The sequence below is a fragment of the Rhizobium oryzicola genome (assembly GCF_030504645.1).
Lineage (GTDB): Bacteria > Pseudomonadota > Alphaproteobacteria > Rhizobiales > Rhizobiaceae > Neorhizobium > Neorhizobium oryzicola.
On the sequence record NZ_JAUKWQ010000004.1, the window covers coordinates 57,012 to 74,815 of the forward strand.

16 protein-coding genes are annotated in these 17,804 nt (G+C 61.8%); 3 read left to right on the forward strand and 13 right to left on the reverse strand.

Annotated features, from left to right (window positions below; all coding sequences use genetic code 11):
* Positions 1–5: 5 nt before the first annotated feature.
* The 13 genes from Q2T52_RS13760 to Q2T52_RS13820 form a co-directional block, all read right to left on the reverse strand.
* A complete protein-coding gene (locus Q2T52_RS13760) occupies positions 6–323 on the reverse strand; it encodes a Dabb family protein (protein ID WP_367187314.1) in 318 nt (105 codons plus the stop codon).
* 13 nt (positions 324–336) lie between these two features.
* Positions 337–1,923: a GMC family oxidoreductase gene (locus Q2T52_RS13765; protein ID WP_302077348.1), complete on the reverse strand. Its 1,587-nt coding sequence runs from the start codon at positions 1,921–1,923 to the stop codon at positions 337–339.
* Between the two features lie 62 nt (positions 1,924–1,985).
* Positions 1,986–2,744 carry a 3-ketoacyl-ACP reductase gene (locus tag Q2T52_RS13770; RefSeq protein WP_302077349.1) on the reverse strand — a complete coding sequence of 253 codons (759 nt, stop codon included), beginning with the start codon at positions 2,742–2,744 and terminating at the stop codon, positions 1,986–1,988.
* The gene (locus Q2T52_RS13775; RefSeq protein WP_302077350.1) at positions 2,741–4,240 is read right to left on the reverse strand and encodes an FAD-dependent oxidoreductase; all 1,500 of its coding nucleotides are present in this window, start codon (positions 4,238–4,240) and stop codon (positions 2,741–2,743) included. Before Q2T52_RS13775 ends, Q2T52_RS13770 begins: the two co-directional genes overlap by 4 nt.
* Positions 4,237–5,349, reverse strand: coding sequence for an ABC transporter ATP-binding protein (locus Q2T52_RS13780; RefSeq protein ID WP_302077351.1), 1,113 nt, complete (start codon positions 5,347–5,349; stop codon positions 4,237–4,239). Before Q2T52_RS13780 ends, Q2T52_RS13775 begins: the two co-directional genes overlap by 4 nt.
* Positions 5,350–5,354: 5 nt before the next feature.
* On the reverse strand, positions 5,355–6,233 hold the full coding sequence (locus Q2T52_RS13785; RefSeq protein ID WP_302077352.1) for a carbohydrate ABC transporter permease: 879 nt from the start codon (positions 6,231–6,233) through the stop codon (positions 5,355–5,357).
* The gene (locus Q2T52_RS13790; RefSeq protein WP_302077353.1) at positions 6,233–7,126 is read right to left on the reverse strand and encodes a carbohydrate ABC transporter permease; all 894 of its coding nucleotides are present in this window, start codon (positions 7,124–7,126) and stop codon (positions 6,233–6,235) included. The genes Q2T52_RS13785 and Q2T52_RS13790 overlap by 1 nt, the downstream gene beginning before the upstream one ends.
* 120 nt (positions 7,127–7,246) lie before the next feature.
* Entirely contained in the window at positions 7,247–8,500 is a 1,254-nt protein-coding gene (locus tag Q2T52_RS13795) for an ABC transporter substrate-binding protein (RefSeq protein WP_302077354.1), read from the reverse strand.
* A 54-nt stretch (positions 8,501–8,554) separates the two neighbouring features.
* Positions 8,555–10,078: an aldehyde dehydrogenase family protein gene (locus Q2T52_RS13800; RefSeq protein ID WP_302077355.1), complete on the reverse strand. Its 1,524-nt coding sequence runs from the start codon at positions 10,076–10,078 to the stop codon at positions 8,555–8,557.
* Between the two features lie 2 nt (positions 10,079–10,080).
* Entirely contained in the window at positions 10,081–10,848 is a 768-nt protein-coding gene (locus Q2T52_RS13805; RefSeq protein WP_302077356.1) for an enoyl-CoA hydratase/isomerase family protein, read from the reverse strand.
* A complete protein-coding gene (locus Q2T52_RS13810) occupies positions 10,845–12,416 on the reverse strand; it encodes an acyl CoA:acetate/3-ketoacid CoA transferase (protein ID WP_302077357.1) in 1,572 nt (523 codons plus the stop codon). Before Q2T52_RS13810 ends, Q2T52_RS13805 begins: the two co-directional genes overlap by 4 nt.
* Entirely contained in the window at positions 12,413–13,417 is a 1,005-nt protein-coding gene (locus Q2T52_RS13815; protein WP_302077358.1) for a Gfo/Idh/MocA family protein, read from the reverse strand. Before Q2T52_RS13815 ends, Q2T52_RS13810 begins: the two co-directional genes overlap by 4 nt.
* Positions 13,418–13,736: 319 nt before the next feature.
* Positions 13,737–14,744 (reverse strand): Gfo/Idh/MocA family protein, encoded by a 1,008-nt coding sequence (locus Q2T52_RS13820; protein WP_302077359.1) that lies wholly within the window; start codon positions 14,742–14,744, stop codon positions 13,737–13,739.
* 405 nt (positions 14,745–15,149) lie between these two features.
* On the opposite strand from Q2T52_RS13820, the gene Q2T52_RS13825 reads away from it, so the two are divergent.
* From Q2T52_RS13825 to Q2T52_RS13835, 3 genes are read left to right on the forward strand one after another with little or no spacing between them, the layout of a single operon-like run.
* A complete protein-coding gene (locus tag Q2T52_RS13825) occupies positions 15,150–16,061 on the forward strand; it encodes a PfkB family carbohydrate kinase (RefSeq protein WP_302077360.1) in 912 nt (303 codons plus the stop codon).
* Positions 16,061–17,107, forward strand: coding sequence for a tagatose 1,6-diphosphate aldolase (locus Q2T52_RS13830; protein WP_302077362.1), 1,047 nt, complete (start codon positions 16,061–16,063; stop codon positions 17,105–17,107). Before Q2T52_RS13825 ends, Q2T52_RS13830 begins: the two co-directional genes overlap by 1 nt.
* 24 nt (positions 17,108–17,131) lie before the next feature.
* Complete coding sequence (locus tag Q2T52_RS13835; protein WP_302077363.1) at positions 17,132–17,803, forward strand: amino acid ABC transporter permease; 672 nt, start codon at positions 17,132–17,134, stop codon at positions 17,801–17,803.
* Position 17,804: the final 1 nt, after the last annotated feature.

Below are 17,804 nucleotides of genomic sequence, written 5' to 3' on the forward strand. Positions count from 1 at the left end.
CGCTCCTATTCGTGAACCGGCAGATCGAAGACGAGAATGCCGTCGAGCCCGCCTTGCGCATGAGCAACGAGCTTTGCGCCCAGCGCCTTGTGATCGGGATGGGTCTGATAGGCTTCCAGCGCGTCCCAGCCGTCGAAATCGACGACGAAGCCGTGCCTATAGCCGCGCTCTATCTTTTCCGGGCTCTCGCTGCGGCCCGCAGTGATGGCGCGCACGCCGGAAATCTTGGACCGGATGGCTTCAAGTTCTTCGAACATGGCCGCGATCTGGGCTTCGGTGACCTCTGAACGAAAGTGGATGAGGACGATATGGCGGATCATCATTTGAGTGTTCCTCTCAGAGGCTATGTGCGGCGCGGATCATGTCGGCGGCCTTTTCCGCAATCATGATCGTCGGCGCATTCGTGTTGGACGAGACCAGCGTCGGCATGATCGAGGCATCGACGACGCGCAGGCGTTCTATGCCGTTGAAGCGCAATTGCGGATCGACGACTGCGGCCGGATCAGGTCCCATGCGGCAGGTGCCGGCCGGGTGATGGTCGGTCTTGGCGTGGCGGCAGGCGTAGTTGAAGTAATCCTCGTCCGTCCGCACATCCGGCCCCGGCAGGCGCTCGGCCTTCACATAGGGCTTCAGCGCATCCTGCCGCATGATCTCCTGCGCAAGCTTCAATCCGCGAATGGACATTTCGCGATCATAGGGATCGGCCCAGTAATTCGGATCGATCAGCGGGGCGGCTAACGGATCGGAGGAGGCAAGGCGCACCGTGCCGCGCGAGCGGGGGCGCAGATAGGCGGAGTTCAGGGTCACGCCGCCATTTTCCATCGCCGCGACGCCGGCCTCAATGCCGGAGCCGAGGCCGAGATGGAACTGGATATCCGGCGAGCGGGCCTCCGGATCGGCATACCAGAAGCCTCCCGTTTCAAAGAGGCTGGAGGCCACCGGTCCCTTTTTCTGCAGCAGATATTGCAGGCCGGCAAGCACCGACAGATGCGGCTTGGCATAGCGGTCATAGGTATGCGGGCCGGTGCATTCGGCAATGACGAAGAGATCGACATGGTCCTGCAGGTTCGAGCCGACGCCCGGTTGGTCGTAGACGACGGGAAGCCCCAGCGCGCGCAGGTGATCCGCCGGGCCGATACCGGAGAGCATGAGCAGGCGCGGACTGCCGATCGCACCCGACGACATGATGACTTCGACATCAGCGCGGATCGTCCCCTCGCCCGCCACCTCGACGCCCACGGCCTTGCCGTTCTCGACAAGCACACGCAGGATTTGCGCGCCGGTCTTGATTGTCAGGTTCGGCCGGCTGCGGGCCGGGTTGAGATAGGCGACGGAGGCGGAGGAGCGGCGGACGTTGCGTTGAGTCAGCTGATAGTAACCGACGCCGTCCTGCCTCTCGCCGGTCATATCGTGATTGGTCGGGATGCCGAGCTGGCCGGCGGCCCTGAAATAGGCCTCGCAGATCGGCAGCGGAGCGGCCGGCTTGCTGACACCGAGCGGCCCGCGCTTGCCGTGATAGCGGTTGTCATAGGTATCGTTGTCTTCCGCCTGGCGGAAATAGGGCAGCACGTCCTCGTAAGACCAGCCCTCGCAGCCCATCTGCCGCCAGTCGTCATAGTCGAGCGCATTGCCGCGCGTGTAGATCTGCGCATTGATCGTCGAGCCGCCGCCCAGCACCTTGGCCTGGGTGTAGCGGATGACCATGTTGTTCATGTGCTTCTGCGGCACGCTGTGCCAGCCCCAGCTGCCGATGCCCTTGGTCATTTTCGCGAAGCCTGCCGGCATGTGGTAGAACGGATGCCAGTCGCGCCCGCCGGCTTCCAGCAGCAGCACGCGCGCCTTGGGGTTTTCCGAAAGCCGCGCCGCCAGCACCGAGCCGGCCGAGCCGCCGCCGCAGATGATGAAATCGTAAGACGTCTGCATTTTCTGAACCTCTACAAGCAATTCCAGCGAAACGGGCTTCGCGTCCGGAATTGCGCAAAAATCTAAAGCCTCGGCAGCGAGAGACCGCCGTCGACCGGGATCACCGCGCCAGTGGAAAAGGCCATCTGCCCAGTGGCGAGCGGCACCACGGCCGCGCCGATATCGCGGGGCTGCCCCCAGCGCGCAGCGGGTACCAGCCCGCCCTCGATCCGCGCGGTATATTTGTCCTTCACGCCCGCCGTCATGCCGGTCTCGATAATGCCGGGGCGGAGCTCGAAGACGCCGATCTGATGCGGGGCCATCCGCACGGCAAACAGCTGCGCCATCATCGAGGCCGCGGATTTCGACATGCAATATTCGGCGCGCTCCATGGAGATCATCTCGGCGCTGACGGAGGTAACGAAGAGCATGGAGCGATAGTGCTCGCTGACGGTCGCCAGCATGTGCCGCGCCGCCGCTTGCGCCAGGAAGAACGCCCCGCGCAGGTTGATGTCGAAGACGAAATCGAAATTTTCCGGCAGCATCTCCAGCATGTCGCCCCGCACCTTCGCGGGCACACCGGCATTGGAGACGAAGGTGTCGATCGGTCCCACAGCGCGGATAACATCAGCGATGCAGGCTTCGGCGTGCGTAATGTCACGCAGGTCGTGCTGGAAATAGCGCGCCTCTGAGCCAAGCCCGGAAAGCGCCTCGCCAACGACCTCGGCCTCCGGCGAGACTTCCGCCACGAGCGCGACACGAAAACCGGCCGCGACCAGCGCCTCGGCGATGCCGAAACCGATGCCCTGTTGGCCGCCGGTGATGAGAGCAAGCGGGCTCATGCCATGGCCTCCGTCTCCAGAACATGCTTTGCCATGCGCAGCGAGAGTGCCGCAATCGTCAGCGCCGGGTTCACCGCCGCCGAGGTCGGCAGGACGGAGGCATCGGCGATGAAGAGGTTGCGGTGGTCGTGGCTGCGGCCGAAGGAATTGACCACGCTTGTGGCCGGGTCGCTGCCCATCCGCGCCGTGCCGCATTGATGCGACGGCGTGCGGCGGTCGAAGGGGCGCGACATCACGACCGGGTAACCGGCCTTGCGCAGCAGCGCTTTCAGCTTCTCCACCAGTTGCAGATGCGCCTCCCAGTTGGAGCGCTTCCAGTCGAGCACGATCTTCCCGGCGCGCAGCGTCACCCGGCTTTGCGGGTTCGGTAGGTCTTCCGACATGGCGTAGAGATCGACCGCGCGGGCGGCGATCCAGTCGGCGATTGGCCCCGGCAGCGGCGAGTTCGCTTTGAGGATCGTGCCGGTGATCTTGCCGAGAAGCTGGATATTGCCCAGCGGCTCGCCGTTCGGCCCGCCGGTCAAATAGAAGTCATTGACCATCAGGGTCTTCTGGTAGACCGAATTGTTCTTCCGGAACGGATGCAGCGCCAGCACGGCCGAACAATTGTGGTTCATGAAATTGCGGCCGACCTGATCGGAACTGTTGGCGAGCCCGTTCGGGTAGCGCTCACTGGCCGAGGCGAGCAGGATCGAGGCGGAGCGGACGGCACCGGCCGCCAGAATGATCACCGGCGCCTCGAGCACCTGCCGCTGCCCCGCCTCCAGAACCTCGACGCCGGTAATGCGCCTATCCGCCCCGGCAATGAGGCGCGTCACTTCGCACCCTGTCCGAAGCGTTACGTTCGGGTGTTTCAGCGCTTCCTCCAGCCCCACCGACTCGGCATCCATCTTGCCGCCGCAGGTGTTGGGATAGGCGTCCCAGGTCGTCTGCCCGCCTTTCAGCCAGCGCTCGATATCGACGCCCAGCGGCAGAGACGCGGGGTGCAGCCCGACGCGCTTCAGGCGTTGGCGCAGATCGGCAATCGGGGCCTCGTCACGGACTGGTGGGTGGGGATAGGCACCGGAATGGCGCGGCTCGGTCGGGTCGTCGCCGAGCTCGCCGCGCACGCGATAAAGCGTTTCGGCCTGCTGATAGAAGGGCTCGATCTCGTCATAGGAGAGCGGCCAACCGGGCGTCGTGCCGCCCATGTGGCGCAGCGGGCTGAAGTCCTCCTTGCGGTAGCGGATCAGCACCGCGCCGTAGAATTTCGAATTGCCGCCGACATTGTAATAGTTGCCGGGGTTGAACGGCCTGCCCTCGCCGTCCAGCCATTCCTCCTTCGGGCGGAAATGGCCGCGGGCGAAAATCGAAGCCGCATCCCGATCGGCGGGGGAGGGTTGCAGCCGCTCGCCCTTTTCGAGGATCAGGATGCGGCGCCGGGAGGAGGCCAAGGCAGCGGCCAGCGTCGCGCCCCCCATTCCGGAACCGATGATGATGATGTCGTGGTCGCTCACGGCTTGATCCGTTCCTCGGATTCGGGATCGAAGGCAACCGCCTTGTCCATGTTGACGGCGAAGTCGAACCGCTGGCCGGCGCGGATATCGGTATCGGCACGCATGCGTGCAATCACGTCCTTGCTTCCCAGCGACATGGTGACGAACGTATCGGAGCCCGCCGGTTCGGTTACGATGACATCGTTGACGAGTGGCACGATATTGTTGGACTTGCGGTCTGCCCCTTCCGGATCGGTGATCGCTTCCGGGCGGATGCCGAGCAGGATATCGCGGCCGTCCCAGGCGGTCAGGTTCTGCTGGCTGAAGCGCAGATGCTGCGGCTCGCCCTTGGCATCCTTCACCTCGGCATAAGGCATGCCCTCCTTCACCACGACCTTGGCCGGGATCACGTTCATCGCCGGGCTGCCCATGAAGGTGGCGACGAAGACATTGGCCGGCGTGTCGTAGATTTCCTTCGGCGTGCCGAGCTGCTGGATATAGCCCTTGTACATGACGGCGATGCGGGTCGAGAGCGTCATCGCCTCGATCTGGTCATGCGTCACATAGACGATGGTCGTCTTCAGCTTCTCATGCAGCTTCTTGATTTCCGTGCGCATGTCGACGCGGAGCTTCGCATCGAGGTTCGACAGCGGCTCGTCGAAGAGGAAGACATCCGGATCGCGCACGAGCGCCCGCCCCATGGCGACGCGCTGGCGCTGACCGCCTGAGAGCTGGCCGGGCTTGCGGTCGAGCAGATGGTCGATCTGCAGGAGCTTGGCAACATCGCCGAGCGACTTGTCGCGCTCCGGCTTCGGCACGCCATGCATTTCGAGCCCGAAGGTGATGTTCTGCGCCACCGTCATGTTGGGATAGAGCGCATAGCTCTGGAACACCATGGCGATGTTGCGCTTGGAGGGATGCACGCCGTTGATGACGCGGCCCTTGATCGAGATGTTTCCGGAGGAAATCCCCTCGAGCCCCGCGATCATGCCGAGCAGCGTCGATTTCCCGCAGCCCGAGGGGCCGACGAGGACGAGGAATTCGCCCTCCTCGATGGAGATATCCACGCGATGCAGCACTTCCAGCTTGCCGTAGGACTTGGTGACGTTTGCGATGTCGAGAAAGCCCATGGTTCTTATCCTTTGACAGAGCCCGCCATCAGGCCGCGCACGAAATAGCGCCCGGCGACGATGTAGACGAAGAGAGTGGGAAGGGCGGCGATGATCGCGCCCGCGAAGTGGACGTTATATTCCTTCACGCCCGTAGAGGACTGGACGAGATTGTTCAGCGCCGCCGTCATCGGCTGGCTGGTGCCGCCGAAGGAGACACCGAACAGGAAGTCGTTCCAGATATTGGTGAACTGCCAGATGACGGAAACAACGGTGATCGGCCCGGAGATCGGCAGGAGAATGCGCCAGAAGATGCGGAAGAAACCCGCCCCGTCGATCTGTGCGGCCCGCACCAGTTCGGTCGGAAAGGTGGCGTAGTAGTTGCGATAATAGAGCGTCGTGAAGCCGATGCCGTAGACGACATGGACAAGCACGAGGCCCGGCACGGTGCCGGCAAGCCCGAGCTTGCCGAGAACCATGGCCATGGGGATGAGCACGATCTGGAACGGGATGAAGCAGGAAAACAGCATCAGCCCGAAGACGATCGTGTCGAAGCGGAAGCGCCACTTGGTCAGCACATAGCCGTTGAGCGCACCGATGACGGTCGAGATCACCACGGCCGGCACGACCATGAGGATGGAATTGAGGAAATACGGCTCGAGACCGGTGGGCGAGACGCCGATCTGGGCGGTGGACCAGGCTGATTTCCAGGCCTCCAGCGTCCAGGTCTGCGGCAACGCCATCATGTTGCCGCCGGTGACTTCCGCCAGAGGCTTCAGCGAGTTCACCACCATCACATAGAGCGGCAGCAGGTAGAACAGCGCGAAGAGCAGAAGCAGGAGATAGATGAAGGTGCGGGCGATCCGGCCGGTATTGACGGCGGTATCCTGGCTGACGGCGGACATCAGTGCTTCTCCTTCAGCTCGGCATAGAGATAGGGAACCATGATGGCGGCAATCGTCATCAGCATGATCACGGCGGATGCTGCGCCGATGCCCATCTGGTTGCGGGTGAATGTGTAGGAATACATGAAGGTCGCCGGCATTTCGGTCGCCCGACCCGGCCCGCCGCCCGTCAGCGCGATCACAAGGTCATAGGACTTGATGGCGAGGTGGCTCAGGATGACGAAGGACGAGAGAAAGGCCGGGCGCAGCATGGGGATGACGATGCGGCGATAGAGCTGGAAGCTTGATGCGCCATCGATCTGCGCCGCCTTCAGGATCTCGTTGTCGATGCCGCGAAGACCGGCGAGGAACATTGCCATGACGAAGCCGCTGGTCTGCCAGACGGCGGCGATCACGATCGTGTAGATCGCCATGTTGTTGTCCTTTATCCAGGTGAAGGAAAAGCTCTCCCAGCCCCAGAGATGCATGACATGTTCGAGCCCGATGCCCGGATCAAGGAACCATTTCCACGCCGTGCCTGTCACGATGAAGGAGAGCGCCATCGGGTAGAGATAGATGGGGCGCAACACGCCCTCGCCCCGGATCTTCTGGTCGAGGAAGATCGCCAGAAACAGGCCGAGAACCGTGCAGATGACGATGTAGAGGCTCGCGAAAATGCCGATATTGACGATGGCGATGTGCCAGTTTTCCAGCGCCCAGAGCTTGCGGTAATTCTCCCAGCCGACGAGCGTGTAGTTCGGCAGCATCTTGGAGCCGGTGAACGACAGGAAGACGGTAAAGAGAATGAAGCCGTAGACGAAGAGTAGCGTCACAGCGAAGGACGGCGCCAGCACGATCTTGGGCAACCAATCCTGTATGCGCGTGCGAAGATCGGCCTCTGCTGAGCTGGCCATGTCGGTCTCCCATGGAATTCGTTTTGCCGCCCCGTGCCGGAATTTTCCGCGCGATTGAGCGGAAAGGGAGGGCGGCTCGGTACCGCCCTCTTCTCACGTTTAAGCCTTACTTGGCCGCCCTTACTTGGCCGCAGCAACCGCGTCGGCCAGCGCCTTGGCGGCATCCTTGCCGGTCTTGAAGCCGCCGTTGAAGGCCTTGGTGACGACGTCATAGACGGCGCTCTTCACCGCAGCCGGCGCCGCATGGCCATGCGCCATGGAGCCGAACAGCGTGCCCTTCGTGTTGGCGTCTGCCAGATCCTTGATGCCCTTCTTGCCGCAATCATCAAACGCGGTGTCCGGCACATCGGTGCGGGCCGGAACGGAACCCTTGACCACGTTAAAGGCCGACTGGAATTTCGGGCTTTCGATGGAAGAGGCCATTTCCACCTGCGCCTTGATCTTGTCGTCGCCCTTCACGTTGAACATCGCGAACTGGTCCGAGTTGAAGGTGACTGCACCTTGCGTGCCTGGGAAGCGGATGCAGACGAAGTCGGTGCCCGGCTTCTGGCCGGCCTTCAGGAACTCGCCCTTTGCCCAGTCGCCCATGATCTGCATGCCGGCCTTGCCGTTGATGACCATGGCCGAGGCGAGGTTCCAGTCGCGGCCGGAAAAGTTGTCATCGACATAGGTGCGCAGCTTCAGGAGCCGGGTGAAGGCATCCGCCATCTTGTCGCCGCCGAGCGTCGCCGGATCGAGATCGATGAAGGCCTTCTTGTAGAAATCCGTGCCTTCGGACAGCACCACGCCGTCGAAGATCGTGGCTTCCTGCCAGGGCTGGCCGCCATGGGCGAGCGGCGTGATGCCGTTGGCCTTCATCTTGTCGAGAACGGCGATCAGCTGATCCCAGTTTTCCGGCGCCTTCAGGCCGGTCTTGTCGAGCGCTGCCTTGCTGATCCAGATCCAGTTGGTCGAATGTACGTTGACCGGCGCTGCAATCCAGTGGCCGTCATACTTGGAGAACTTTTGCAGTGCTGCCGGCACGACCTTGTCCCAGCCCTCCTTGGAGGCCACGGCGTCAAGATTGCCGAGCGCGCCCTGCTGCGCCCAGTCGAGAATGTCGAAACCGAGCATCTGCACGGCCGTCGGCGGATTGCCGGCCGTCACACGGGCGCGCAGCGCCGTCATCGCGGCCTCCCCACCGCCGCCGGCGACCGGCATGTCGACCCAGCCGATGCCCTTGGCCTTCAGGTCTTCCTTCAGAACGTTAAGCGCTGCCGCCTCGCCCCCCGAGGTCCACCAGTGCAGAACCTCGACATCGGTCGCATAAGACAGTGTGGTGGTTGCTGCGAACACGGCCGCACTGGCCAGTGCCGTCTTGATAAAGCTACGCATGTACTCCTCCTCCTTGGTGATGCGTTGCGTGACTTGATGCGTCTTGAAAGTCGGTCAGCTCCTCACCCAGTTCGCCCGTGTCCGGCCGACCCGCATGACGACGGTTTTGACTTCCAGGAATTCGTCGAGGCCGTAGGGGCCGATTTCGCGACCCTGGCCGCTTTGCTTGAACCCGCCGAAGGTGAGCTCGGGGAAACCGTCCATCCAGGTATTGGTCCAGACGGTTCCAGCCTGCACGCGGCGGGAAAATTCGAGGCAGGTATGGACATTCTCGCTCCAGACGCCGGCCGATAAGCCATAGGATGCGTCGTTGACGAGATCGATCGCCTCTTCGAGCGTTCGGAAGGTCAGCACCGAGAGAACCGGGCCAAACACTTCCTCGCGGGCAATCGGCATGTTGGACGTCACACTGGTGACGACTGTCGGCTGGTAGAAGCGGCCCGGCAATTCGGCGATCGGCAGCGTCGCGCCGCCGAGCTGAACCTTGGCGCCAGCGGCGACGGCAGCGCGCACATAGCCGTCGATCTTCTCCTGATGCGCGGACGAGATGATCGCGCCGACCTGCGTGTCGGGATTGAGCGGATCGCCGAAGGCGACCTTCTTCGACAGCGCCACGACACGGGCGACGAAGTCTTGAGCGATATCCTCGTGCACGATGATGCGGCTGCCGGAATTGCAGCATTCGCCGGCGTTGAAATAGACGCCGAAAGTGACGGCATCGGCGGCGGAGTCGAGATCGGCATCGGGGAAGATCACCTGCGGATTCTTGCCGCCCAGCTCCAGCGCCACCTTCTTGAGCGTGCCGGAGGCCGCCGCCATGATCGCCTTGCCGACCGCCGTCGAACCGGTGAAGGTCACCATGTCGACATGGGCATGCTCCGCCATCACCTGCCCCACCGGCTGGCCGAAGCCGAGCACGATGTTGACGACGCCGGCAGGAAGCCCGGCCTCGATGAGAAGATCTACCAGCATGACCGTCGTCGAGGGCGTCATTTCGGACGGCTTGACGACACAGGTGCAGCCGGCGGCAATCGCGAAGGGCAGCTTCTGGCTGAGAATCCAGAAGGGGAAGTTCCATGGCGTGATGATCGAGACGACGCCGATCGGCTCCTTCAGCACGACGCCGACCATCTGCTCACCCAGCGAATTGTGGCTGTCGCCGTGGAACGTGCGGGCAAGCGAGGCGGCATAGCGCCAGAGATCGGCGGCACCGGAGACTTCGCCGCGCGCTTGGCTGATCGGCTTGCCGCTTTCCAGTGTTTCGAGGATCGCCATGCGCTCCACATTGGCCTCGATCAGGTCCGCGACCTTGAGCAGCACGGTCGCACGTTCCTTGCCGGAAATGCGGCTCCAGATGCCGGCATCGAAGGCCTTGCGGGCCGCGGCGATGGCGCGTTCCGCATCCTCACGTCCGCCCTTGGCCGAGCGGCTGACGACGACGCCATGCGAGGGCGAGACGCGCTCGAAGGTCTCCCCGTTGGCGCTGCCGCACCATGCGCCATCGATGAAATGGCGGCCCTCAAACGGACTTGCCGGAAGCGCGATGCTGGCGGTGGTGATGATGGTCAGGTCATTCATGGTCATTGTCCGGAAAATGTGGGTTTGCGCTTTTCCCTGAAGGCGGCAACGCCTTCATTGCGGTCGTCGCTGGCGGAGATGGCGGCGCTACCCAGCGCCTCGATCATCGCGCCGGCGTCTTCATCCCGAGCGGCATGGATCATGGATTTGGCAATCTCGACGGCGCGCGGCGAAAGCTCGGTGACGCGCGCGGCAATCGCTTCGGCGAGCGCGCGAACATCCTCGCCGACTTCGGCCGCGAAGCCGAATTGCAGCGCCCGCTCGGCGCTGATCCGGCGGCCGAAGAGCGCCATTTCCTTCAGCACCGGCTCGGGCAGCAGCCGCGCCAGGCGCTGCGTGCCGGACCAGCCCGGCACGATGCCGACAGCAGCTTCGGGGAGCGCAATCGTCGCGCGGGGCGTCATCACGCGGATGTCGCAGGCGGCAGCCAGTTCCAGCCCGCCGCCAAAGGCGTGGCCGTTCAGCACGGCAATCGTTGGCTTGGAGAGCCGCGCCAGCCGGTCGAAAATGCGGTGGCCGCCCCGCACCCAGTGGCGGGCGAATTCGGCGGGCGTCAGGTCGCCCCAGCCGTTGATATCCGCGCCGGAGCAGAAGGCCTTCTCGCCCTCGGCGGTCAGGAGCACGCAGGCGATCTGCGTGTCGCGCTCGATGACGTCGAGATGGGCGGCGAGCCGCGCCAGCATGTCCACCGTGAACGCATTAAGCTTCGAGGGATTATCGAGCCGGATTTCCGCGATGCGGCCGCGGATGTCGAGATGCACGTCACTCATGGCGTCCATCCCATCGGCTGATCGCCAAAGAGGCTCGCCGGCATGGTCGTGGCGTTTTCGGCAACGCGAACCCGGCCCTGCGATGCGCCGACGATATCGGCCTCAGCATCGATGCCCGGCATGATCTCGGTGGCGACCAGGCCGCCATCGCCGAGGCGCATCACGCAGCGCTCGGTGATGTAGAGCACGTCCTGCCCCTGTGCGCGGGCGCGGTTGCCGGAGAAGGTCACATGCTCGACCCGCTCGACCATCTTGGTGAACTTGCCGGGCTTTGCGACGCGGATGCCGCTGTCGCTCAGCGCGATTTCCGCGCCCGCCTCGAACCAGCCGGAGAAGACGATCTTCTTCGCATGCGCCGTGATGTCCACGAACCCGCCGCAGCCGGCCGTGAGATACGGCTTCTTGCCGAGCTTGGAGACGTTCACATTGCCCTCGACATCGACCTCCAGGAAGGAGAGGAACGAGACGTCGAAGCCCGCGCCTTGAAAATAGATGAACTGCTGCGGCGACGGCACATAGGCATCTGCATTGGAGGCGCAGCCGAAGGCGAAATCGGTGAGCGGCATGCCGCCGACCGCGCCTTGTTCGATCGCCCAGGTCACGGCGTCCGGGTGGCCCTCTTCCAAGAGGATGCGCGGTACCTGCGCGCTGATGCCAAAGCCGAGATTGGCCGTCATGCCGCCCTTGAGTTCCATCGCCGCGCGGCGGGCAATGACCTTTTCCACGCCGTGTTCTGCGAGCTTGAAGCTCGACCAGGGCTGCATGATCTGCCCGGAAATCGCCGGATCGTAGGGCGTCTCACAGGTCTGCTTCTGATGTGGGTCGACCACAACGAGATCGACGAGATGGCCGGGTACGCGAACGTCATGCGGACGCAGGCTGCCTGCCGCCGTGGTGCGGCTGACCTGAGCGATGACGAGGCCGCCATGGTTGCGAACGGTGATCGCCTGTTCCAGCCCGCCGAGATAGGCGCCCTCATGCTCATAGGTGAGGTTGCCGCGTTCGTCCGCCGTGGTGGCGCGCAGAATGCAGACATTCGGCACGATATTGGGAAAATGCAGCCAGGTCTCGCCGCCGAATTCGACGCGCGAGACGATGGGCGCTGCCGCGCCCTTCGCATTCATCGCGCAGCCTTCGCGGATGGGATCGACAAAGGTTTCGAGGCCGACGCGGGTCAGAACGCCGGGACGGCGGGCTGCGGCCTCGCGATGCATGTCGAACATGACGCCCGACGGCACGTTATAGGCCGCGACGCGATCCTCGACGATCATCTTCCAGATTTCCGGCATGGGCAGGTTCGACGGACCGGAGGGGTAGGAGCCGGCGAGAACACGCGTCAGCAGCCCGTCCTTGGCGATATGATCCATGCCCTTGACGCCATACATGTCGCCGGCGGCGATGGGATGCAGCGTGGTCAGCCCGCGCGGATGGCCTTGCGCCTCGAAACGCTCGCCCAGCGCCTTCAGCACCAGATCGGGACAGCCGAGTGCGGAGGATGAGGAAACAGTGACCACCGCGCCATCGGGAATGCGCGCAACGGCTTCTGCCGCGCTGACGACCTTGCTCACTTCATGCCTCCATAATTGATTGTCACGCGGGCGCCCGTTTCGGCGGCCTCGCGCACGGCGGCCGCTACAGCAAGCGACTTCACGCCATCGATGCCGGTTGCGGCAGGCTGGCCCTCGCCCCGCACGGCAGCCTCGAATTCGGCGACGCCGGTGATATAGAGATCATGCGCAGCGAAGGGGATCGCGTGCCGGCCTGCCGCATCGACCAGTTCGATCTCGCCGACCGGCTTCTGGGTCATCACGCCGCGCGCGAAGATCGAGCCCTGCGTACCGTGGACTTCGAGCCCGCTGCCAGCGAAAGGATGGGTGAAGCTCTCGTGGCTCATGACCATCGTGCCGGAGGGCATTGCCCAAACCGACATGGCGGAATCCTCGACCCCCAGCCCCATCCCGGAGCTTGTTGCCTGCGCCACGACCGAGACCGGGTCTTCGTCCAGCAGGAAGCGGACGACATCGGCATCGTGCACGGTGATATCCGGAATAACGCCCCCGCCTTCCGCCGCCGAGTTGATGCGCCAGCCCTGCAGGTTTTCCGGCAGATGCACGGCATGGAAGACGCGCACCGACAGAACCTTGCCGAGGCGGCCCTCGCGGATGAGCGCGCGCACCGCGCGGTGGCTGCCGGAACAGCGAAGATGATGGTTGGTTGCAAAGGTCACGCCCGCCTCATCCGCGGCGCGTACCATGGCGACAGCATCTGGAACGGTCATGGCCAGCGGCTTTTCGCAGAGCACGTGCTTGCCGGCGGCGATAGCGGCGAGCGCCTGCAGCAGATGCTTTTCGTTCGTCGTGGAAATGTAAACGGCATCAATGACCGGATCGGCCAAAGCTTCGTTGAGATCAGTGCCGAAGGCGGGAATGCCGTGCTCACGGGCATAGGTCTCGGCGCGGTCGCGGGAGCCGCTGACGACGCGTGCAACCTCGCCACCCGCTTGAGCACGGATCGCACGGATCATGTGTTGAGACGCGATCGTACTCGCGCCCACCAAGGCCCAGCGCATATTCTCCCTCCCGAAAGCATGCTGTTTTTTGGATCGTTCCAAATATAATATGGAACGATCCAATCTGGTCAAGCCAAAAAATGGGTTACCTGTCGATCGTTGAGAAATTGGGTGTCCGCCCCATCTCCTTGGATGACACGATTGCGGACACTAGTTGCCTCACTCTCGACTTTCTCGCTATCAGTTGGCTAAGGGCGGATTTCTAGCGTCGTTCCAATACAGATCGCATGGAAGTTATCTCTTTCCGCCCTAAAAATTTGAACCGTTGCCCCTGATTGTGGAAAGAGCTAGCCGTAGCGGCGGCCAGAATTATTTGGAATTAGCGAGATAAAACAGTCGTTGGCTGGCTATTCCCTGAACGTCCAGCGATTGACATCGCCACGGCAACTGAAATTGCAATGCGTCCATCCTCTCCATTTGCGAGTGGGCGACTGCCGGTGGTAACCGCTAGATGAAAGTGGCGAACAACCTCCGTATAAGGATCAATATGCGAAAGCGGAATGGGCTGTTCGCCTGCTGCTGTAATAAGCTTCAGCCCACCGGCTGGTCGGCCGGAAAGGCAATCGCTGGCATAAAGGCTGCCTTCGGTTCCATTAATGACGACCTCCGTCCCGCTGCATGGCACGTTGAAGGCATCGAAAGTTTGCGCAACGAGGCCTGAGGGGAATCGCATCGTGCTCATGACTGCCTGAGCAACCAAAGACCGTTCGACCGGAACGTCGCTCGTCATAGCGATCACCTCCAGCGGCGTTTCCGAAAGCAGGTATCGCAAGAGATCGATGTCATGCGTCGCCTTGTCGAAAATAATTCCGCTTCCGGCCTCATCCGTCAAACGCCCTGGGTAAAGATGATGAGGTAGCACTCCGGCGTTTACGACCCGGGCAAAAAGCGGTCGGCCGATAGACCCATTTCGAACAAGGGCAGCCATTTCGCGATTAACCGTCGATCCCCGCAGATGGTGGTCTACCGCCAGAACGACACCCGACTGCCGACAGGCGTCGATCATTTCAGTCGCCTCATCCAGGCTCGTTGCAAGAGGCTTTTCGCACAGCACATGTTTGCCGGCAGAGGCCGCTGCTATGACATGCTCATAGTGGAGCCTGTTCCTGCTCGAAACATAGACGACATCGCAGGATCGAAAAAACTCGCTGAGATCGGTCATACGACCGGGTATGTCGAGGACATCGGCAAAGACAATGGCTCGATCTCGATCAGACGAATAGACCGAGGCGATATAACCATCATTTGCGAGGATCGCGTTGACAAGTCTTTCCCTGGCGATCGTCGAAGCACCCAGCAACCCCCATCGGATTTGCTTGTTCGGCATGTAGAGCCTCATCATTGAGTATTAAAACAGGAAGCTCGTTCCATCTTCGTCAGTCGGTTCCATGAGAATGTTCCAGAGCTTTGGCAGCGTAGCGTCGCAACAGGTGATAGATAAACGAACTTGTAAATTTTGACAACGACATGTCATCAGAACATATCCGGATACATTGACCTCGCCTATTCGCCGTCCGAAGGGTCTATAAATCTGTAGAACGCCGGATTTTTTCGCGATTTTAAGCCTCAATCTCATAAGGACCCGGCGCGACGGCGTAAAAAACTTTACGCCTCATCATGTAAATAATATTGACTACATGATTTTGAATTTTTATGGTTCGGGCAATGGGAGGCGCTAGAGACTTGCTGCAAGCAAGGCGTCTCTCCGTTGTTTTCAATCGGGAGGTGCCGGGTGAGTTTGAGCAAGCAGCGAATCGTGCATCTGGGGAACGCGTTTCTCGACACGATCGTCTATCTGCCGACGCTGCCGACGCAGCCGAGCAAGATTCGGGCGCTTGACGTGCTGAAGACCGGCGGTGGGATTGCCGCGACAGCAGCCTACACCACCGCACTGCTCGGCGCCGAAACCATCTACTGGGGTCGCCTTGGCAACGATGAAACCGGAGACCAGATCCTGGCGCGCCTTGGAGCAGTTGGCGTCGATACGAGTTCGGTGCGACGCGTGGATGAAGGCGTCAGCCCGATCGGAACGATCCTTGTGTCTCCGAATGGAGATCGCATGGCGTTTGGCTTCATCGGACGCGACCTTGGCAACGAGGCAGAATGGCTGCCGTTAAACCAGCTTGCCGGCGTGACCGGCGTCCTTGCCGATTACAGCTGGTGGGAAGGCGCAGCCGCCGTTTTCGAGGCTGCCCACAGGCGCAATATCGTCAGCGTTCTCGATGCCGATGTTGGCGACATGGACGCTGTCCATAAACTCTTGCACCTTCCCGACCATGTCGTCTTCTCCGCCGCCTGCCTTCGCAGGCTTTCCGATAGCCACGACATCGAAACCGGTCTGCGCCATGCGCGAAGCCTATGCCGGGGGGTAGTGGCGGTTACGGATGGCGAGCACGGCTTTTTCTGGCTGGACAACGCGGGCGTCCGCAACGTGCCGGCATTCCCCATCAAGGCCATCGACACCAATGGCGCCGGCGACATCTTCCATGGTGCCTATACGCTGGGTATTGCCGAAGGTCGCACTGTCGAAGACGCTGCCCGGTTTGCAAGCGCTACCGCCGCGCTGAAATGCGCGAAAGGCAGCGGCTGGGAAAGCATTCCCGATCGCGGCGCCGTCGAAGATTTTCTCAAGAGGAGTGCGTAATGAACATTACCCCCGGCAAACTTTGGGGTCTGCGCCGGCTTGCGGACGAAAGCGGCCGCTTCAAGATGCTGGCGATGGATCAGACCGGTCCGATCGTCAACCCGATCAAGGCCGCCCTCAATGTCGATCATGCACCCTACCACCATGTTGCGGCCGTCAAGCGGCTACTTGGCACCTATCTGGCACCGAAGGCTTCTGCGGTGCTGATTGATCCACCGCTTGGTTATTCGGCCACCATCGACGGCATTTCCTCGCGTAAAGGATTGCTGGTCGCGACGGAATGGGCGACCTGGAAAGTGACGAAGACTGGTCGCAAGTCGGAGAATATTCCGGGCTGGAATCCAAGTGTCATCCGCAAGATCGGTGGCGATGGAGTCAAGGTCAATCTCTGGTATCGCGCCGATGTCAGCGCCGACGTGAAGGAACATCAACTAACCTATCTCAACAGCGTCAAGAGGGACTGCCAAGAGAACGACATTCCTTTCATCTTGGAATTTCTCGTCTACCCCTTTCCGGACGAGACGCAGGAAGCCTTCAACGCACGGCGGGTCGAACTTGTTGCTGGCTCGCTTGCAGACAAGGACATCATGAATCCGGATGGCGTGGACCTCTACAAACTCGAACCGCCGACGGAGACGGTCAATGTACCCGATCCTGATGGTCTTGACGCAGCCCGCATCCAGAAGCGCTTCGATGACATGGCGCAGGGTCTTGGCCGTCCGTGGGTGTTGCTGAGCGCGGGCTCCACGCCGCAAGACTACGTGCGGCTCCTCACCTATGCCTACCGTGCAGGCGCCAGCGGATACCTTGCTGGTCGCGCGATATGGGCCAAGGCGTTCTCAAACTTTCCCGATATGGCAGCGATGGAGCGAGCTTTGGCCGATCAGGCGCCTCACATCATGGATGACCTGAACGCGCTGACTGACAAAATGGCAACCCCGTGGCGCGAGAACCGCAGCTGGCAAGATAATGTCATTACGGCACCGGCGGGCGAAGATTTCGCGCCGCGCTACGCCGATTTTGCAAGAACGGGCCTTGTCGTCTGATCTGCGACTATCTGGAGACGTTTCGTGGGATATCTCGATTTTACCGGAGTGCTGTCGCGCAGCGACCTTTTGCTGAAGGGCATGCTGCTAACCGCGCAGATTTCGGTCGTATCGATGGTATTTGCACTGATGATCGCCGTTCTGGTGGCTAGTATATGCCTGAGCAGCAGCCGGCTCGTCCGACTGCCCGCCCTTGCCTATGTTGAAGCAATCCGTAACACGCCGTTCATCGTGCAGGTTTTCCTAATCTATTTCGGCCTGCCAAGCTTCGGCATCCGGCTCGATCCGATCATTGCGGCCATTCTCGCCATGTCCATCTATGGCGGGGCATATTGCAGCGAAGTCATCCGCGCCGGCATCCAGAGCATCACCAAGGGACAGATCGAGGCCGGCCGTGCCCTTGGCATGTCACCGCTGACCATCTTCCGGTACGTCATTCTCAAGCCGGCCCTTGCTGCGGTTTTTCCATCGCTCGCAGCGCAGTTCATTCTGCTCCTCCTGTCGTCCAGCGTCGTCTCCGCAATCTCGGTTCCCGAACTGACCGGCATCGGCAATGACATCCAGGGCATCACGCTGCGGAATATGGAAATCTACCTCGTCATCGCTGCCGTTTACGTCATTCTCGTCGCGCTGCTGAAGGGGTCCATGACCGTGCTCGAACGTGTCCTGTTTCCATTCAAGTTCCTGGGGCGGTAAG

Excerpts from the sequence above, each read along its gene's own strand:
- Q2T52_RS13760 (WP_367187314.1), bottom strand. The coding sequence starts at position 323 with ATGATGATCCGCCATATCGTCCTCATCCACTTTCGTTCAGAGGTCACC.
- Q2T52_RS13820 (WP_302077359.1), bottom strand. The coding sequence starts at position 14,744 with ATGCCGAACAAGCAAATCCGATGGGGGTTGCTGGGTGCTTCGACGATC.
- Q2T52_RS13790 (WP_302077353.1), bottom strand. The coding sequence starts at position 7,126 with ATGGCCAGCTCAGCAGAGGCCGATCTTCGCACGCGCATACAGGATTGG.
- Q2T52_RS13785 (WP_302077352.1), bottom strand. The coding sequence starts at position 6,233 with ATGTCCGCCGTCAGCCAGGATACCGCCGTCAATACCGGCCGGATCGCC.
- Q2T52_RS13800 (WP_302077355.1), bottom strand. The coding sequence starts at position 10,078 with ATGAATGACCTGACCATCATCACCACCGCCAGCATCGCGCTTCCGGCA.
- Q2T52_RS13795 (WP_302077354.1), bottom strand. The coding sequence starts at position 8,500 with ATGCGTAGCTTTATCAAGACGGCACTGGCCAGTGCGGCCGTGTTCGCA.
- Q2T52_RS13770 (WP_302077349.1), bottom strand. The coding sequence starts at position 2,744 with ATGAGCCCGCTTGCTCTCATCACCGGCGGCCAACAGGGCATCGGTTTC.
- Q2T52_RS13805 (WP_302077356.1), bottom strand. The coding sequence starts at position 10,848 with ATGAGTGACGTGCATCTCGACATCCGCGGCCGCATCGCGGAAATCCGG.
- Q2T52_RS13780 (WP_302077351.1), bottom strand. The coding sequence starts at position 5,349 with ATGGGCTTTCTCGACATCGCAAACGTCACCAAGTCCTACGGCAAGCTG.
- Q2T52_RS13815 (WP_302077358.1), bottom strand. The coding sequence starts at position 13,417 with ATGCGCTGGGCCTTGGTGGGCGCGAGTACGATCGCGTCTCAACACATG.
- Q2T52_RS13830 (WP_302077362.1), top strand. The coding sequence starts at position 16,061 with ATGAACATTACCCCCGGCAAACTTTGGGGTCTGCGCCGGCTTGCGGAC.
- Q2T52_RS13765 (WP_302077348.1), bottom strand. The coding sequence starts at position 1,923 with ATGCAGACGTCTTACGATTTCATCATCTGCGGCGGCGGCTCGGCCGGC.